This window comes from Citreicoccus inhibens (assembly GCF_019039035.1).
Classification (GTDB): domain Bacteria; phylum Myxococcota; class Myxococcia; order Myxococcales; family Myxococcaceae; genus Citreicoccus; species Citreicoccus inhibens.
The window spans coordinates 1-17545 of record NZ_JAHNZT010000037.1 but is presented as its reverse complement, the minus strand read 5'-3'; the positions used below and the strand labels follow the sequence as shown (position 1 = coordinate 17545).

Annotated in this window: 14 protein-coding genes and 1 tRNA gene; 6 read left to right on the top strand and 9 right to left on the bottom strand. The window is 71.8% G+C overall.

What is annotated here, in order from left to right; genetic code table 11:
- Positions 1 to 32: 32 nt before the first annotated feature.
- Positions 33 to 695: a hypothetical protein gene (locus tag KRR26_RS37065; protein ID WP_236069337.1), complete on the bottom strand. Its 663-nt coding sequence runs from the start codon at positions 693 to 695 to the stop codon at positions 33 to 35.
- Positions 692 to 2932, bottom strand: a complete 2241-nt coding sequence (locus KRR26_RS30150; protein WP_217081497.1) for a glycosyltransferase family 4 protein — start codon at positions 2930 to 2932, stop codon at positions 692 to 694. Before KRR26_RS30150 ends, KRR26_RS37065 begins: the two co-directional genes overlap by 4 nt.
- Positions 2933 to 2974: 42 nt before the next feature.
- Between KRR26_RS30150 and KRR26_RS30145 the strand changes: the two genes are divergently transcribed.
- A complete protein-coding gene (locus KRR26_RS30145) occupies positions 2975 to 4072 on the top strand; it encodes a glycosyltransferase family 4 protein (protein WP_217081496.1) in 1098 nt (365 codons plus the stop codon).
- Here the strand turns inward: KRR26_RS30145 and KRR26_RS30140 are convergent.
- On the bottom strand, positions 4059 to 4562 hold the full coding sequence (locus KRR26_RS30140) for an NADAR family protein (protein WP_217081495.1): 504 nt from the start codon (positions 4560 to 4562) through the stop codon (positions 4059 to 4061). The genes KRR26_RS30145 and KRR26_RS30140 overlap by 14 nt on opposite strands.
- Positions 4563 to 4675: 113 nt before the next feature.
- Here KRR26_RS30140 and KRR26_RS30135 point away from each other — a divergent pair, with 113 nt between their 5' ends.
- Positions 4676 to 5404 carry a hypothetical protein gene (locus KRR26_RS30135; protein WP_217081494.1) on the top strand — a complete coding sequence of 243 codons (729 nt, stop codon included), beginning with the start codon at positions 4676 to 4678 and terminating at the stop codon, positions 5402 to 5404.
- A gap of 24 nt (positions 5405 to 5428) precedes the next feature.
- Here the strand turns inward: KRR26_RS30135 and KRR26_RS30130 are convergent, their stop codons facing one another.
- Together KRR26_RS30130 and gmd are read right to left on the bottom strand one after the other, a co-directional pair.
- A complete protein-coding gene (locus KRR26_RS30130; protein ID WP_217081493.1) occupies positions 5429 to 6364 on the bottom strand; it encodes a GDP-mannose 4,6-dehydratase in 936 nt (311 codons plus the stop codon).
- Positions 6365 to 7339 carry a GDP-mannose 4,6-dehydratase gene (gene gmd, locus KRR26_RS30125; protein ID WP_217081492.1) on the bottom strand — a complete coding sequence of 325 codons (975 nt, stop codon included), beginning with the start codon at positions 7337 to 7339 and terminating at the stop codon, positions 6365 to 6367.
- A 151-nt stretch (positions 7340 to 7490) separates the two neighbouring features.
- On the opposite strand from gmd, the gene KRR26_RS30120 reads away from it, so the two are divergent.
- The 3 genes from KRR26_RS30120 to KRR26_RS30110 all read left to right on the top strand — a co-directional run bounded on the left by KRR26_RS30120 (position 7491) and on the right by KRR26_RS30110 (position 11219).
- On the top strand, positions 7491 to 8768 hold the full coding sequence (locus KRR26_RS30120; RefSeq protein WP_217081491.1) for a myxosortase-dependent phytase-like phosphatase: 1278 nt from the start codon (positions 7491 to 7493) through the stop codon (positions 8766 to 8768).
- A 44-nt stretch (positions 8769 to 8812) separates the two neighbouring features.
- Positions 8813 to 10612: a bifunctional metallophosphatase/5'-nucleotidase gene (locus tag KRR26_RS30115; RefSeq protein WP_217081490.1), complete on the top strand. Its 1800-nt coding sequence runs from the start codon at positions 8813 to 8815 to the stop codon at positions 10610 to 10612.
- A gap of 223 nt (positions 10613 to 10835) precedes the next feature.
- The gene (locus tag KRR26_RS30110) at positions 10836 to 11219 is read left to right on the top strand and encodes a hypothetical protein (protein WP_120210621.1); all 384 of its coding nucleotides are present in this window, start codon (positions 10836 to 10838) and stop codon (positions 11217 to 11219) included.
- 81 nt (positions 11220 to 11300) lie between these two features.
- Here KRR26_RS30110 and KRR26_RS30105 read toward each other — a convergent pair whose 3' ends face one another.
- From KRR26_RS30105 to KRR26_RS30090, 4 genes are all read right to left on the bottom strand, one after another.
- Positions 11301 to 14081 carry an Hsp70 family protein gene (locus KRR26_RS30105; protein WP_217081489.1) on the bottom strand — a complete coding sequence of 927 codons (2781 nt, stop codon included), beginning with the start codon at positions 14079 to 14081 and terminating at the stop codon, positions 11301 to 11303.
- A gap of 25 nt (positions 14082 to 14106) precedes the next feature.
- Positions 14107 to 15969, bottom strand: a complete 1863-nt coding sequence (locus tag KRR26_RS30100) for an Hsp70 family protein (protein WP_120210619.1) — start codon at positions 15967 to 15969, stop codon at positions 14107 to 14109.
- A 47-nt stretch (positions 15970 to 16016) separates the two neighbouring features.
- Entirely contained in the window at positions 16017 to 16625 is a 609-nt protein-coding gene (locus tag KRR26_RS30095; protein ID WP_217081488.1) for a DUF2760 domain-containing protein, read from the bottom strand.
- A 97-nt stretch (positions 16626 to 16722) separates the two neighbouring features.
- Positions 16723 to 16798: transfer RNA gene (locus KRR26_RS30090), tRNA-Ala, on the bottom strand.
- A 210-nt stretch (positions 16799 to 17008) separates the two neighbouring features.
- On the opposite strand from KRR26_RS30090, the gene KRR26_RS30085 reads away from it, so the two are divergent.
- The coding region (locus KRR26_RS30085; RefSeq protein ID WP_407931745.1) for a tetratricopeptide repeat protein at positions 17009 to 17545 on the top strand (537 nt) is incomplete at its 3' end.

Below are 17545 nucleotides of genomic sequence, written 5' to 3'. Positions count from 1 at the left end.
CGAGCCGCGGCGTCCACCTCCCCTGTGGGAACTCACGGTTGCTTGGGGCGGCGCGAGCGCTTGGCGCTGCCGCGCGCTCGGACTTGTCGCTCCTCGGTGCGCTTCGCGGGTTCGTTCGTCGCGGGGCGGCGGGGCGGGGTGGGGCCGGCATGGCCCGAGGTGGCGAGCGCGGCGGACTCAGGCGCGGAGGCGCGGGGAGTCGGGGCCGTGCGCGCGGCGGATGAGGGCGGGCGTGCCGCGGACTCGGGCGCATGCGAAGGCGCGGTCATTTGCGAGGCGCGGGGGGCGACTGGCGGATGCTCAGCGGCCTGGGCTCGCAGCGCCTCGACCTCTCGGCGCAGGCGGATGACCTCCGCGGAGAGCTGGGCGTACGAGTCGCGCACCACGCCGTTGAAGACCCGCTGCCGGCCGAACGCCTCGTTGATGAACACCTGGCACGAGGTGCGGAAGGCCCACTTGGCCACGAGCACGAGCTGCCCGACGCCGCCTCGGTGCGTGTGCAGGGGCAGCGGGCGCGTGGCGTCCGCGTTCTCCTCCAGGGAGTGCAGGTTGAACGACAGCGGATCCACGGGCGGCTCCACGCCCTCCACGGGCACCGCCACCGATTCGGAGGTGGGGAGGCCGCGCGTGCGCAGCCGCTCCTCGATGCGGGCAATCAGCTCGCGCGCGGGAATGTCTCGTCCCAGCAGCTTCATCGGTGCTTCTCCTCGAGGATGCGATTCATCTCTTCCCGATACGCCGCCACCACCTGCGGCCACCCGTGTCGCTTCGCGTACGTGCGCCCCTTCTTGCCCATGGGCCCACGCGCGCTGCCTACCTCCCGAAGCCCCTCGATGAACGACGCGAGGTCCATGTAGGCCCGGCCGGCGCCGCTGCGCTCGACCTGGCCCACCAGCACATCCGAGCGCCCGTTCACCAGCACGGGCGTGCCCTGCCCGAAGGCCTCCAGCGTCAGCAGCGAGAGGCTCTCGTACCGCGATGGCACCACCACCGCGAGCGCGCCCGCGAGCGCATCGTGCTTGTCCTGCTCATCGATGCGACCCAGGTGGCGCACGCCCTCGCCGCTCAGCTCCATGTTCGCCTCGCCCGCCAGCACGAGGTCCGGCGCATCCGCGTACCTCGCGCGCAGGGTGCGGTAGTACGAGAGCAGCTCGGGGATGCCCTTTCCTGGCTCCAGCCGTCCCACGTAGAGCAGGTACTCGCGATGCACGCCGTGCTTCTCGCGGAAGCGGGTGCTGTCGGACGCCGGCGCGTCCACGCCCACCCCCACCACGCGCGCTCGCGCGTGCCCGGGGTAGAAGCGCTCGATGAGGGAGATCTCCTCGGGCGTGTTGCACATGAGCACGCGGGGGCGCTCGAACGTGTCCGAGTACGCGCCGAATCGCAGCGGCGGCTCGTCATGCGCGGTGGGGACGAGCATGGCGCGGTCCGCGACCAGGGGCAGGCCCCACGCGGTGGGCGCGTAGAGGTACGTGAAGAAGAGGTAGCCGTCGTAGGCCCCGCGCGAGTGCGCCAGGTGGCTCAAGAGGTCCGGACACAGCGGGCCTTGCTCAGCGACCCACTGCTCCTCGCGCAACCGCTCGTTGTGCCGGTCGAACACCTGCCGCGACAGGTGATTGAACGGACGGATGTGGCGCACCCGCGTCACCGGGAAGCGCAGGACCTTGATGCGGTCCACGCGGTCCGGTCCGGGGGGGAAGACGTTCTCCCAGGTGAGGTGGTTCTTCGCGCACGTGGTGAGGACCGTGACGTCCCAGTGGGAGGAGAGGTGCTCGGCCACCTGCGCGGCGTGGCGCTCGGCGCCTCCCGTCACCTCTCCGTAGCGCTGGACCACCACCGCCACGCGCGGGCGGTGAACGGGGGCGCGCGGGTGGGCGCGGCGTGCCGGCGCGGTGGGCGCGGCCAGGGCTTGGGCCAGGGACTGCTGCGCGGACTCTGCGGAGAAGTGCCGCAGCCGCCGGGCCTGTCCGGCGAGCACGGCGTCGCGCAGGGCCAGGTCCTCGCTCAAGTCCACCACCAGCTCGGCGAGGAAGGCGAAGCGCTTCTGATCGAAGGTGATGCCCGCGCCGCCCATCGTCTCGGGCACGGCCGCGGCGCCGTAGGCGAGCACGGGCACCTCGGCGGCCATCGCCTCCAGCAGCGGCACGCCGAAGCCCTCGTGCTCGCTCATGGAGACGAAGACGGAGGCGGAGCGGTAGGCCGCCACCAGCTCGGGATGCGACAGGCGCCCGAGGAAGTGCACACCCGAGAGGCCTCGGGCCTCGCGCTGGAGCGCCTTGAAGTAGCGGCTGCCGGGCTCATAGCCGCCCACCATCAGCAGTCGCGCGCGGGGCCGCAGGCGCAAGAGCTCGCGGTGCAGGGCGATGAGGTCCTCGAAGCGCTTGTGCGGCGCCACGCGGCTGACCGACAGCATCACCGGGCCGGGGCCCGCCAGTTGGCCCGTCATGCGCGGATCCGCGCAGGTGGTGGAGAAGCGCTGCGGCTCGATGAAGAGCGGGACGGTGTGGACGTTGCGGTAGCCGGCCGCGCGCAGCTCCGCGGCGTTGTAGTCGGAGACGCCGAGCGCCACGTCCACGAAGGGCGCCATGGCGGCCAGTTGGGCACGGCCCGCGCGCAGCGCGGTGGCCAGCGGCGTGCCCCCGTAGAAGCGCTCGGGGCTGATGTTGTGGAACACGAGCCCGCGTCTGCATGGCAGGTGCAACAGCCGGCCGCTCAGCGCGGAGGCGATGCCGTGGTGGTAGAGCACGAGGTCGTCCGCCTGGGGACGCAGGGCGGAGGCAGGGCGCGCGAGGCCCTCCAGCCCGGAGCCCACCTCGTCGGCGTACAACTCGCCGAAGTGGCCCAGCCGGCGGAGCAGCAGCTGAAGATGCAGCGCGGCCTGTCCGGTGGCGTCGCCGGGGACGAAGCTCGGTATCAACTGGTGGACTGCCATGTCCGCCCTGCCTATCACACGCCCGTGGTATGAGGCGGCTCCGTGTCCACCACCGGACCCATCGCCCTCGACGCCACCCTCTGGGACGAGCCCACGACAGGCATCGGCTTGTACACGCGGTGTCTGGGCCAGGCGCTGCAATCCTTGGGCGTTCGCGTGGAGCGGTTGGGGGCGAGGACGAGCGGGGAAGCGCCTCGGGGCGCGCAGGGCCGCACCGCGTGGACCCTCGCCGAGCTGCCTCGGGTGCTTCAGCGCACCGCGCCGCCGCTGTTCCATGCCCTAGGCAACTTCAATCTTCCGCTCACACGCGTCGCGGGCACGGCCTACGTCGTCACCGTGCACGATCTGATCCCGCTCCAGATGCCGGAGACGGTGTCCAAGACGTTCCGGTGGCAGTTCCGCCTGTGGCTCGGTCGCAGCCTCACACTGGCGGACCGGGTGCTGTGCGTGAGCGAGCGGACCCGCAGGGACCTTGTCGAACGCTACCCGGAGGCCGAGGACAAGGCCGTGGTGGTGCACAACGGCGTGGACCACGTGGTGGCGCCCCGATTGGACGCCACGAGCGTGGACTTCCTCCGAGCGCTCTCGCTGCCCAAGGACTTCGTGCTGTACGCGGGCTCGCTCGATGTCCGCAAGAACGTGGAGCTGGTGCTGGACGCGCTGGAGCGGCTGCAAGCGCGCGGTCGCTGCGTCCCGCTCGTCCTCGCGGGGCAGAGCTGGTTCGGCTCGGGCCGGGTGGAGTCGCGCATCGCTCGGATGCGCGCGGAGGGGCTGGACGTGCGCGCGCTCGGCTATCAATCCGACGCCGTGTTCTACGAGTTGATGCGCCGCGCCGCGGTGTTCGTCTTCCCCTCGCGCTACGAGGGCTTCGGCCTGCCTCCGCTGGAGGCCATGCACCTGGGCACGCCCACCATCGTGTCCAACGCGGGCGCGCTCCCGGAGGTCTGCGGCGACGCGGCCCTCGCGGTGCGGCCCGACGACGCGGAGGGCCTCGCCCGGGCGCTCACGCGGCTCCTCGATTCTCCCGAGGAGCGCGCCGCGCTGGCCCAGAAGGGGCGCCACCACGCGGCCCGCTACACGTGGCGCCGCAACGCCGAGCAGACGCTGGCGCTGTACGACTCCGTGCTCAGCGGATGGTGAAGCCTTCCGCGAGCAAGTCTTCGCGCAGCTGCGTGAGGACCTTGCCCAAGAGGTTCAGCCCTCTCCAGCGGGACGGCTCCTGAATGCGAGGGTCCTCCGCGCTCAGCCCTACGCCCCAGATGCGATCCAACGGGCTGGCTTCCACCAGCTCCGTGCCCGCCGTCTTCAAGAGTGTCGCCAGCAGCGTGTCGTCCTGCGTGAACTTCGCGCGGTTGCCCTCGTAGACGATTCGCTCGCGCTCCAGCTCCCAGCGCGCGGCGTCGAACCCGCGCACCTTGCGACCGAGCGCCTTGTGCTGCTTCGGAGAGCTCGTGGCCAGGATGGCGGCCTCGTGCTCCCCGTCGCCGAAGAGCCGCGCCTTGCCCGCCATCATGTACTGCTCCGCACAGCCATACGCCTTCCCCTCCACCACGAACCGCGCGGGGTGCCATTGAGAGAACGGCGAGCCCTCTCGCCAGAAGAACGTGAACTTGCGTGCCCTGCCACCCATGGAGCGCTCCGAGGTTGGTGTTTGTATTACACGAACGTGCGGGTGACGCGAACCCTGACGTGAAGGCTCGCGTCGGGGGCGGGCGAGCGGGCTAGATTGCGGCCTGGACTCGCATGCGCCTCGAGGATGCCCAAGCCCGGTTGGACTGCTGCTTCGCGGGCATGGCGGAGGGGGCGCGGCGGCTGCACGAGCCCTCGGATTCGCGCTTCGCCCTGCGGCCGAGCGCCGTGTGGCTGGAGTATCGCTGGTACGTGCAGGGCGCGGGGCTGGCGGAGGTCTTCCTCAAGTGGGGGCGTCGGCAGCCCGCGGCCGAGGCCGAAGCGTCCGTGCTGCGCGTGCACCTGCTGGGCCACTCGCCCACGCTGGCTGCCTGCGCGCGGGGTGTGCTGGAGGGCGGCGTCCCTGCGCCCGAGGATGTGTTGGATTTGTTCGGAGACGATGGCGTGCGCCGCGAGCACGTGCTGCTCGGCCGCACGCGGGTGACGGTGGAGTCGTGGGCCGCACCCGGGCCGAACGGGCTGCTGGAGGCGCACCGCTTCCACGCGCTGGCGGCGGTGGTGAGCGGAGCGGACGCCTCGCCCGAGGAGCGGCACGAGGCCGTGCAGCGGCTGACGGCGGGGGAGCGCAGCGCGCGGGTCGTGGACGTGCTGCTGGAGCTGTTGGAGCGCGTCCCGTCGTTGATGGCGCTGCGGGTGTTGTCGGAGTGGGGCGAGGTCCGCTCGCGTCCGGCCCTGCGACGCGCGCTGGCCGCGGTGCATCCGGACAATCCCGCGGACCTGTGGGCGCTCACCGCGCTCGACCGCCGCTTGGAGGCCTGGGCGCGCGCCGCGCCGGGAGCGTGAGGCCCCCAGCGCGGGACGCCTCGCTCAGCCCAACCGCGCGACGCGCGGAGCCTTGGGCCCGAGCACGTCGCGGAGCGCATCCGCCACGGTGTGCGTGGGGTGCCACCCCAGGGCGCGCAGCTTGTCCGGCGCGCCGACGAGGCTCGGGATGTCCGAGGGGCGCAGCCGGGCGGGATCCAACTCGATGCGCGCGTCGACCCCGGCGAGCACGAGCATCTCCTCCAGCAGGCTCCGGATGGTGCGGCCCTCGCCCGAGCAGATGTTGTACGACTGGCCCGGCACGCCCTGCGTGAGCAGCACCCGATACGCCTCCACCACGTCCTTCACGTGCGAGAAGTCGCGGATGGCGTCGAGGTTGCCCGTGCGCAGCACCGGATCCACGGTGCCCAGCGCGATGGCGCGAATCTGCGCCGCGAAGGACGGCACCACGAAGGTGGGGTCCTGCCCCGCGCCCAGGTGGTTGAAGGGCCGGGCCTGCACCACCTCCATGCCGTAGCTGCGGTGGAACTGCTCACCGGCCAGCTCCGCCGCCGTCTTCGAGGCCGCGTACGGACTCAGGGGCACCTGGGGATGGGACTCGGTGGCGCGCGTGCCCTCGCGGACGGGGCCATACACCTCGCCCGAGCCCACGAGCAGCACGCGGGCCTTGGGCGCGCTCTCGCGCAGCGCGGTCAGCAGGTGCACCACGCCCAGCGTGTTCACGGCGAACACGCGGGACGGGTTCTGGTGACTCTTGGCCACCGAGCTGAAGCCCGCCAGGTGGATGACGGCCTCGGGCTTCACCTCGGCCACGGCCTCGCGCACCGCGGCCTCGTCCGCCACGTCGAAGTGGAGGGCCGTGCTGTTGATGCCCTCACCCCGAGGCCCGTGGGCCTCCACCACCTCGTCGCCGGCCGCGCGCAGTGCGCCGCACATGTGCCGGCCGACGAATCCATCCGCTCCGGTGACCAGAATGCGCATCTACCGCTGCCCCGCCTTCACGCGCTCCAGGTCCGCGTCCACCATCATCTCCACCAGCTGCTTGAAGCGCACGGAGGGCTCCCAGCCCAGCTTCTTCTTCGCCTTGGCGTAGTCACCGATGAGCAGGTCCACTTCCGCGGGGCGCACGAAGGCCGGGTCGATGTGCACGTGCTTCTGCCAGTCCAGCCCCACGCGCCCGAAGGCGATCTCCACCAACTCCCGCACCGTGTGCGTCTCATTGGTGGCGATGACGAAGTCCTCGGGCTCGTCCTGCTGGAGCATGCGCCACATGGCCTCCACGTAGTCGCCCGCGAAGCCCCAGTCGCGCTTGGCGTCGAGGTTGCCCATGGGCAGCTTCTCCGCGAGCCCCAGCTTGATGCGCGCCACGTTGTACGTGACCTTGCGCGTGACGAACTCGAGGCCGCGGCGCGGCGACTCGTGGTTGAACAGGATGCCGCTGACCGCGAAGAGCTTGAAGGACTCGCGGTAGTTCACGGTGATGTGGTGACCGTAGGCCTTCGCCACGCCGTAGGGGCTGCGCGGATAGAAGGGCGTGTCCTCGGTCTGGGGGACCTCCAGCACCTTGCCGAACATCTCGCTGGAGGACGCCTGGTAGAAGCGCACCTGCGGGCGCGTGTGCCGGATGGCCTCCAGCATCTTCGTCACGCCCAGCGCGGTGAACTCGCCGGTGAGGACCGGCTGGTTCCAACTCGTGGGCACGAAGGACTGCGCCGCGAGGTTGTAGACCTCGTCCGGCTGCACGAGGTTCAGCAGCGCCGCGAGCGAGAACTGGTCGAGCAGGTCGCCCTGATGGAGCTGAACTTTTCCATGCAGGTGCGCGATGCGCTCGAACTTCTCCTCGGACGAGCGGCGCACCATTCCGTGCACCTCGTAGCCCTTCTTCAAGAGCAGCTCCGCCAGATAGCTGCCGTCTTGCCCCGTGATGCCCGTAATCAGTGCGCGCTTGGTCGCCATGGCCTCGCCCGTTCGATGGAAGACGCGGGCTTTCTACTCGACGCGCTCACAGGTCGCCAACCGTTCCCAGGGGCCTGGAACTTGAATGGGCGCGGGCTCGTGCCTACTACGGACTGTCGTGCCCGGGCGTCATGCCCACTGGGAGACGGTCATGCGCATTGCCTCGTCGCTTCTCGCCGTGCCGGTGCTCTTCGCGAGCGCCTCGTCGCTGGCCCAGCCCGTCACGTTGCCTTGGTCGCTACAGACCCAGCCCGCGGTGGCGGGAACGAACACCATCCAGGACGTCGCCATCTGGGTGCATCCGCGTGTGCCGGCGAACAGTCTGCTGCTGACGGCCGACACGCAGAACGGACTGTTGACGTATGGATTGGACGGCGGGGCGCAGCAGCTCTACGCGGCGGACGGAATCGTCTCCAGCGTGGACGTGCACGAGGGCTTCCCGCTGGGCACGACGTCGCAGTCCCTGGTGGTGACGGCCAATCCCAGCCTCAACGGGTTGGTGGCCTATGTCATCGACCCCACCACGCTCACGCTGCGCCGCGTGTCGTCGGTGATGGACCAGGCCCACGGGTACAACACGGTCCGGCTCTACCGCAGCCCCAACACGGGCAGCTTCTTCGCCTTCGCGGGCGGGCAGGACGGCACCCTGCGCCAGCTCCAACTGCAGGCCGTCAGTGACGGTGGGGTGGAGGCGACCCCGGTGCGTGACTTCGGCAACGTGGGGACGGGGCTGGCGGGCGCGGTGGCGGATGACCTCGCGGGGGCGCTGTACGTGACGCGCGCGGGGCAGGGCATCTTCCGCTTCGCCGCCGAGCCCGACGCGGGCATCTCCGGGACGCGCGTGGTGGACCCCTCGTTGCTGTCCGCGCAGGCGGGGCGCTTGGCGCTCTACTCGGCGTCCTCGACGGATGGCTACCTGCTCGTCGCGGATACGGGCGCGAGCGCGTTCGATGTGTTCGACCGCCGCTCGCTCGCGAGCCTGGGGAGCTTCCGGTTGGACCAGGACGGCGGCGTGGACGCGGTGGACGCGCCCCGGGCGCTGGCCGTGTACTCGGGCCCGCTGGGCAGCGTGTTTCCCGAGGGGCTCTTCGTCGCGCATGACGCCATCCACGCGCCCGCGGACAACCTGAAGCTGGTGTCGTGGGGCGCCGTGGCGCGGGCCTTCTCGCCGCCGCTGCGCATCGCCAGCCAGGTGCCGCCGGCAGATGGGGGCGTGCCTGGGGACGGGGGCGTGGGGGACGGGGGCGTGGACGGGGGCTCGGGCGGGACGACCCAGCCAGGGGGCAATGGCCCCGTAGGTGGCTTCCCCTCCGTCCCTCATGACGATGGCAACGGCTGCGCCTGCGGCACGACCTCCGTGCCGGGCGCCACGCTGCTGGCCTTGCTGGCGATGGCGGTGTGGGGGCGGAGGCGCACGCGCCAGAGCTGAAGCGCGTTGCCTGCGGGCGGGCGCCGCGCTGAAGTGCGCCCTCCATGCCGCGCTCCCTTCGAACGACCGCCGTCCTGCTCGCGGCGCTTGCCTCGGCCTGCCGGGGCGGGCCCGCGCCCACGCCGCCCGGGTTGCCCCCGAGCTCTCCCACCTCCGACGCGCCCCTCCGGCTGACGCTGGTGGGCACCAACGACTTCCACGGGTGGGTGGAGGCTCGCCGCCAGACGCTCCCGGATGGGCAGGTGGTGGAGCAGGGGGGCGCGGCGAACTACGCGGGCTTCGTCGCGCGGCTGCGCGAGGACAACCCCGGCGGCGTGTTCCTGGTGGACGCTGGAGATCTCTTCCAGGGCACGCTGGCCTCCAACCTCACCGAGGGCGCCGTCGTCGTCGACGTGTACAACCACCTGGGGTACGCGGCCGCGGCGGTGGGCAACCACGAGTTCGACTACGGCCCCGAGGGCCCGCCGCCCATCGCGACCCACCCCGGAGAGGATCCGCTGGGCGCGCTCAAGGCCCGGGTGAAGCAGGCGCGCTTCCCGTTCCTGTCCGCCAACCTGCGCGAGGCCGACGGCCAGCGCCCGGCCTGGCTGGGCAATGACGGCACCGCGCTGGTGACGGTGCACGGCGTGAAGGTGGGAATCCTCGGCCTCTCCACGCCCAGCACGCCGCAGACGACGAACCCGGCCAACGTCGCCGCGCTGCGCTTCCAGCCGATGCTGCCGGTGACGCTGGCGGCCGCACAGTCGCTGCGCGCTCGGGGCGCGGAGGTGGTGGTCATGACCGCGCACGCGGGAGGCCACTGCACGAAGCTGGAGGAGCCGCGCGACACGTCGAGCTGCGATCGCCAGGACGGCGAAATCTACGCGCTGCTGGAGGCGCTGCCGCCGGGCACGGTGGACGCGGTGGTGGCCGGCCACACGCACCAGACCATGGGCCACTTCTTCGGAGACGTGCCCGTCATCGAAACCTCCGGCCAGAGTCGCTCGTTCGGCGTCGTGGACCTCTACGTGGATCCGCGCGCCCACCGCGTGCGGCCCGAGCTCACCCGCATCCAGGCCGCGGTTCCGGTCTGCCCGCGCGTGGACGCGGCCTCGGGGAGCTGTGACGTGGCCGTGTTGCGCGAGCAGGCCTCCGTGCACCTGGTGCCCGCGACGTTCCGGGGGGGCCCCGTGGCGCCGGACGCTCAGGTGGAGGCGCTGCTGGCGCCCACGCTCGCCCGAGTCGCGGCCGCGCAGCGCGCGCCCGTGGGCGTCACCGCGACGGAGAAGCTCCTGCGCGCGTATGAGTCAGAAGGGGCGCTGGGCAACCTGGTCGCGGACGCGCTGCGCTCGATGGCGGGCGCGGACGTGGGCGTGATGAACGCGGGCGGCCTGCGCGCGGACCTCGCGGCGGGACCGCTGACCTTTGGCGACGTCTACGAGGTGCTGCCCTTCGACAACACGCTGGCCGTGCTCAACCTCAGCGGCGCCGAACTGCGCCGGCTGCTGACGTTGGGCTATGGCAGCCGCAAGGGCGTGTTCGCCGTGTCCGGAGTCCAGGTGACGCTGGACACGTGCCAGGGGCCCCAGCGGCTCCAGCGGGTGACGCTGTCGGACGGGCGCCCGCTGGAGCCCACCCGCATGTACCGCGTGGCGCTGCCGGACTTCCTGGCGCGCGGCGGCGACGGCCTGGGGCCGCTGACGGACACCCTGCCGCCGGAGCGGGTGGACCTGGCGAGGGGGGATGATCTGCGCCAGGTGGTCATCTCCCACGGTCGGGCGCACGGCGGCACGTTGGTGCCTCCCCAGGTGGGGCGCATCGTCTTCACGCCGCCCCAAGGCGCGTGCCCGAACGCGGTGCGCTGAGGCGGGGCGCCGCTGGAAATTTGCCACCCGTGCTGATCCGCCCGGACTGCACGGGGCCGCAACCCTCCGAAAGATCGAAGGAATCGCGCCGGGGCCGACTTTTCGGCCTGGGAGCAGTTTCCAACGGGAGGATTCCTCCTTACTCTACGGAGGGCGAGTGCCCGTGCCAGCGCGGCGGAACCCTGCCTGCGCGCGCGGTGTGCCCGCCAGCGGAGGAAGAGACATGCTTTACAAGGTCACCCCGATGATGGCGCCGCCTGCGCCTGAGAAGGCTCAGTCACGGGAGCCGGGGCAGCCGCGCAAGCGGCGCAAGTCCGCGGTGTACGACGCGGACGGCCACGAGGTGCTCATCTCCCTGATGTGCATCAAGTGCCGCACGCTGAAGCCGCTGGCGCAGTTTGGCCTGCGGAAGATGGCGGACGGCGCCATCCGCAACCAGCCGTGGTGTCGCACGTGTCGCTCGGGCGCGGGCACGAAGAAGCCGAAGAAGGGCGAGGAGGTCGTGGCCACAAGCCCGGTCGCCGAGTCTCCTCCGGACACGGCGCCCGAAGCGCTCCCCGAGCCGGCCGTGGACGACGTGGCCGAGCCGGCCGTCGCCCAGGGCTGATCCACCCCCCAGCAGGACTCTCGGCGGGTCGCGAGGCATGTGCCCGACCCGACGGGAGGGCTTTACCCCGCCCCCCGCGCCTCAGGAGAGCCGCAGTCCCGCGGGCAGCGTATCGCCCAGGGCACGGGCCTCGTCCGCGGCCTCCAGGGCCACCACTTCCCGCACCATCCGCACCCAGGTGTCCGCCGCCTTCGCGGCCACGAGCGCCAGCGCGGTCCGCTCGCGCAGCGCCGGGGCGAGGTCTCGCGTCCGGTCGCCGGTGAGCCGCGCGAGCTGCGCGGCGGCGAACGGCGCGCCATCGAGCTTGCGCAGATCCATGTCCAAGAGGAGCGTGAGCCACGCCTCGGCGGTCTCCACGTCCACGACCTTGTGGCCGCTCCCATAGAGGGGGACGCGCGCGCCCAGTCGGCCCAGGGACCAGGTCCACGGGCCGCCGGACTTCGCCTCGGCTTGGAGGCGCGCGGCGACCCACTGGCCCAGCTCCGCCTTGTCGCGGGCCGGCAGGTGCTCCAGTGAGGCGGCGGTGCGGACCATCTCCTCCAGGCCCTCGGGCTGGATGCCCTTGAGCTTGCCCGGAGTCGCCGGCGCGGTGGGCGGCACGCGCCGGGCGAGGTGGGGCTGGAGGTACGCGTAGAGCTTCTGCTGCTGGGCCTCGGTGAGCCCGCCCGAGGCGCGGCGCCACATGACCCAGAACTCGGTCCACACGGCCTTGTCGGTGTGGTGCTGCACCAGCCCCTCGAAGAGGCCGAAGGTCTGCTCCGCGCGCCACGCGTCCAGCGGGTAGCCGAAGCCGGGACGCAGGCAGAAGCCGGTGAGGTTGTAGAAGACGCGCTCGTGGTCATCCGAGCGGCGGCGCTTGCTGGCCCCGGCGTACAGCGTGCCCCACAGCTCGCGCAGCACCGGCACGCGCCACGTGTCGCGCGGGCCCAGCGCCTTCTCCAGCGTGCGCGAGAGCTGCTTCACGTCCTTGGGGCCCAGCGGCAGAGGCTTGTTGCCGTACACCCGCTCCACGTTCTCCTTCGCCTCGGCGAAGCGCGCGGGCATGGACTCGGTGACGGTCAGCTCGTGGGAGCCGCTCGTGCCGCGCAGCTCGAACTCCAGGCGCCAGCGCTCGTCCGCCACGTTGGAGACGCAGTACAGCTCCAGGGTGCCAATCTCCGTCAGCGCCGCCTGCAGGTGCACCGGCACATCCGAGGCCTTGCCCGAGGCGCCTCGAAGCAGCGTGTGGATGGGCGGCAGCGGCTTCAGGTCCTCGGCCAGCGGCACCAGGTCCCCGGGCTTGTCGATGCGGTCGCTGGTGGTGGAGTAGAGCTGGAACTGCACGGGCTTGCCCAAGGTGAGCGTGAAGGGGCGCTCGCCCAGGTCCACCTTCTGTCCTTCTTCGAAGCCGCGGGGGATGAGACACAGCGCGGGCTGCTCGGTGCTGTCCGCCGGGCGCTGGAGCCCCACGTAATAGGCCCGCGCCGCGCCGCCGCCGATGCGCAGGCCATGCCCGCGCCGCACCAGCCCGTAGTAGGCCGCGCCGCGCGCCACGGCCAGCTCCAGGGACTCGTGCCGCAGCAGGGGGATGCGCGGCGCGTCCGGCCACCACGCCGACAGCGCCTCCACCAGCCGCTCGGAAATCTGGGGCGAGTTGAACACGCCGCCGTTGAGCAGCACCGCGTCCGGACGGGGCAGGGCGCTCGCATCGGAAGGAGACTGGCCCAGCGCCGCGAAGCCCGCCGCGGCGTGCGCCGCCAGGAAGGCCGCCAGGTGGCGCGTCACCGCCGCGTCCTGCACGTACGGCAGCCCCAGCTCCTGGAGCGCCATGCGCGCGGCCCGGCGAGGGCGCTCGGTGGGCGGCGAGCGCGGGAAGAAGCCATCGAGCACCAGGGCCTGCGCCTCGTCGCGGCCCAGCTCGGCGGACAGGGTGCCCCCGAGGAGTCGGCTGCCCTCGCCCAGGAGCGACACGCCGTACTTCTCTGGCGGCGCGTGGCCGAGCAGGGACTCCTTCGCGGTGCGCGCGGCCTGGATGGCCTGCGTCCACTGCGCGGCGGACAGGCGGCGGCCATCCGAGAAGAGCTTCTCCTCCACGCGGCGCGCGAGCGCGGCGTCCATGTTGTCGCCCCCCAGCATCAGGTGCTCGCCCACTGCGAGGCGCCGGAGCATGGGCCCCTCGGGCGAGACGCCCGCGTGCACGAGGGTGAAGTCCGTGGTGCCGCCGCCCACGTCCACCACCAGCACCAGCCGCACCTGTCCGAGCGCGGCCTCCAGCCCGGCGCGGTGGCGCGCGGTGTAGTCGTAGAACGCGGCCTGGGGCTCCTCCAAGAGGGTGAACTTCTCCAGGCCCGCCTTGCGCGCGGCGCTCACCGTCAGCGCGCGCGCGGCCTCGTCGAAGGAGGCGGGGACGGTGATGACCACTTCCTGCTTGGACAGGGGCTCGCTCGGGTGGGCGAAGTCCCAGGCCCGCGCCATGTGCGTCAGGAGCAGCGCGCTGGCGTCCACGGGGGACAGCTTGGCCACGTCCGCGGGCGCGCCCCACGGGAGGATGGGCGCGGAGCGGTCCACGCCGGGGTGGCACAGCCAGCTCTTGGCGCTGGCCACGAGGCGGCCGGGCACGCGCGCGCCCTGCCATCGGGCGAACTCGCCCACCACCCACGGGCCACCGTCATCGCCCCAGGGGAGGCGGGTGGTGCCCGCGGCCAGCTCGGCGCCGGCGGGGACGTAGACGGTGGAGGGCAGCAGCGCGCGCGCGCTGACCTCGCCCTGTCGCACGAGCTGCGGGATGGGAAAGTCCTCGACGGGCGCGCCCGCTCCCTTCGCGGGGTCCACGGACGCCACCGCGCAGTGGGTGGTGCCCAGGTCGATGCCGACGATTCGCATACGCCTCCGGTTGACGCCGGCCCTTCTATTCCTTCATCCGCACGTTGAGTTCCAGCTTCCAGCGACCGGAGCCCCCCTTCTCCAGGCACCGCAGCTCCAGGGTGCCCAGCTCCGTCACCGCCGCCTGGAGGTTCACGGGGGTCAGGTCGCCAAAGGGCGTGGGTTGGCCGGGGAGGGAGGTCTCGATGGGGGCCAGCTCCTCCAGCGTGCCCTCCGCCAGCTCCATGTCCACGTCCTCCAACATCACGCCCACGGCGTCGTCGCGCCGCAGCGAGGAGGAGAAGAAGCGGAAGCGGGTGGGCTCGCCCGTGACGAGTCCGAACTCCTGCGGGGGCACGTCCGCCTGGGTGCCTTCCTCCATGCCGAAGGGGGCCACGCACAGCGCCTTCACAGGGGGCTCCATGCCGGGCACCGCGGGCATCGCCGTCTCCACGCCCACGTAGTAGGCGCGCGCCGTGCCGCCGCGAATGCGCAGGCCGTGGCCCTGGCGGACCCAGCCGTAGTACGCCGCGCCGCGAGCCACCGCGAGGTCCAGGTCCGCGCCCTCCAGCTCCTTCGCGGGCGCGCCACCATCCGCCGCCAGCCACGCGTTGAGCACCTCCAACACACGCGCCTTCAGCGGCCCCGCCTTGAAGACGCCGCCGTTGAAGAGCACCGCCGTGGGGTGGAGGAAGGCCTTGCCGGTGACGTCCACCGGCGCGTCGTGGCTGGCCGCGAGCGCCTGGGCCTGCCGCGTGAGGAAGGCGGCCAGGTGCCTGGTGACGGCGGCGTCCTGCGCGTAGGGCAGCGCCATCTGCGCCAGGCCCGTGCGGCGCGCGGTGCGCGGCAGGTCCGTCAGCGGGGACACGGGGAAGAAGCCGTCCGTGAGGACGCGGTCCAGCTCCTCGCGCGTCAGCTCCGTGCGCAGCGTGCCGCCGATGAGCGACGAGCCTCGGCCCGGAATGGCGATGGGCGCGCTCTTCAGGGATGGGTCGGCGTACAGCGCTTCCTTCGCCTGCCGGCATCCATAGGTGAGGGCGTTGAACTGCCACGTGTCGAGCTTCTTGCCCTCGGTGGCGAGCCGCTGGCTCAGCGTGTGCGCCAGGGCGAGGTCCATGTTGTCGCCGCCCAGGAGGATGTGGTCGCCCACCGCCACGCGCAGCAGCTCCAGGTCCCCGTCTCGGTCCTTCACCGTGATGACGGAGAAGTCGGACGTGCCGCCGCCCACGTCCACCACGAGGATGACCTCGCCGGGCTTCATCTGCTGGCGGAAGTTCTCGCCCATCGCCTCCAGCCACGCGTAGAGCGCGGCCTGCGGCTCCTCCAGGAGGGTGGGGTTCGCGATGCCGGCGGCCTTGGCGGCCTCCAGGGTGAGGTCCCTGGCCGCGGCGTCGAACGAGGCGGGGACGGTGACGATGACGTCCTGCTCGGCCAGCGCGTTGCCGGCGTCCTCGCGCGCGCGGGCGAAGGTGTGGTCCCACGCTTCCTTCAGGTGCCGCAGATAGCGCGCCGAGGCGTCCAGCGGCGAGACGCGCTGCACCTCCGGGGGCGCCTGCCACGGCAACAGCGCCGAGCGGCGGTCCACGCCGGGGTGGGACAGCCAGCTCTTGGCGGAGGACACCAGCCGGGTGGGCACCTTGGCGCCGTGCGCGCGGGCGAACTCGCCCACGATGGAGGTGGCGTCCGCGTTCCAGGGCAGCGCCAGGCTGCCGGCGGGGAACTCCTGCGGGCTGGGCAGGTAGAGGAACGAGGGCAGCAGCGGGCGCGCCTCCACGGTGCCGGGCGCGGTGAGCTGCGGGACGGGCAGCATGGATTGCGCGCGGCCTCGGGCCTTGCCGTCCTCGAGGTTGAAGTACGACACCGCGGAGTGCGTGGTGCCGAGGTCGATGCCGATTGCGTACCGGGCCATATCGGACGGGGACTCCTGAAGAAGGGCGTGCGTGCGTGCGCTGCGGCTCAGGCCAGCTCCACCTCGGCGGGGGCGAGCACGCGGGGGTCCATCGCCGGGCTCACCGCCGGGAACTTCACTTCGGTGGTCACCCAGCCGTGGTGGCGCAGGGTGCCGGCGAAGGGAGGCTCACCCGCCACGTTGCCGGTGAGCCGGATGCGCTGGGCGTCGAACCCGGCGGGCACCGTCACGCGCGCCCCCTCGCCCTCCGGGAGGACGGGCTGGAGCGTCAGGTACTGGTGCACCACCTTGCGGCAGCCCTCATGGACGATGCGCGCCGCCGCGCCCACGTCCGCGTCCGGGAACGCCGCCACGTTCTCCTGCACGAAGTCCAGGAAGCGTCCCTCCCGCTGGAGCATCCCCAAGAGGCCGAGCGCGCTGGCGTGCTCCTTCTCAGGGGGCGGGGCGGCGGGGGCCACCACGGTGACGGGCAGGGCCTCCTTCTGGAGGGCCGGCGCGCCGGCGGGCAGCTCCTTCAGCGTCCCCGAGTCGTACGCGCGACTGGCCGGAAGCACCGCCTGCGCGAAGTCGCGGGACACGAGGCAGCGCCAGAAGCACAGCCAGGCGAGCCAGAAACGGGCGAAGAACGACAGGGAGGCGGATGAATCGGCGGTCATCGGCTCCGGATAACAAAGCCCGCTTGCTTTGCAATTCGGCAGACGCCGCAAATGCAAAGGGCCTCACGGTTTCCCGTGAGGCCCTTCGTTTTCAACATGGTGGAGGTGGACGGGATCGAACCGACGACCTTCGCATTGCGAACGCGACGCTCTCCCAACTGAGCTACACCCCCATAATGGGCTACGACGTACTTCGGGACTCTCGTCCCGCCGCGCCGGTTTGGGGCCGACGAGGTGGATGCGGCTGATACCGAACCATTCTCCGGCTGTCAAGCATCTCAATTTCTGCCCAGAACCGTGCGATTGACGTGCCGCGCAGCGGATGCCATAAAAACCGTTCTTCTCCGGAGCATCCTTCCCGGTTCCCCGGCCCCTCCCGGATAATGTCTACGTCCCCTTCGAAAACGTTGAGCCCCGCCGAGCTCGCGAAGCTTGAGCACGCGTTCGCTTCCGATCCGTCGTCGGACGCCTACAAGCCCTTGGCCGAGGCCTATCTCGGGATGGGCCGCTTCATGGAGGCGATGGTCGTCTGCAAGAAGGGTGTGAAGGCCCACCCTCAGCTCGCGGCGCCTCGCATCCTCCTTGCCCGTGTCTACGCGGACCAGGGCAAGGACAAGAAGGCGCTCGAGGAGGTCCAGGGCGCGCTTCAAGCGCAGCCCGCGGACAAGGCCGCGCTGCGCATGGCCGGCGTGCTTCAGATCAAGACGGGTGAGGCCGATGCGGGCCGCGCCAACTTGCTGAAGGCGTGGGAGGCGGATCCCGGAGATCCCGAGACCGTCACGCTCCTCCAGCAGCACAAGGTGGAGCCGCCCAAGCCCGCCGCGCCGCCCCCGGCGCCGGTGCCGCCGCCGCCGGCTCCTGTCGAGGCCGCCCCGCGCGCCACACCACCACTCACCTCAAAACCCCACTCAAATACCACC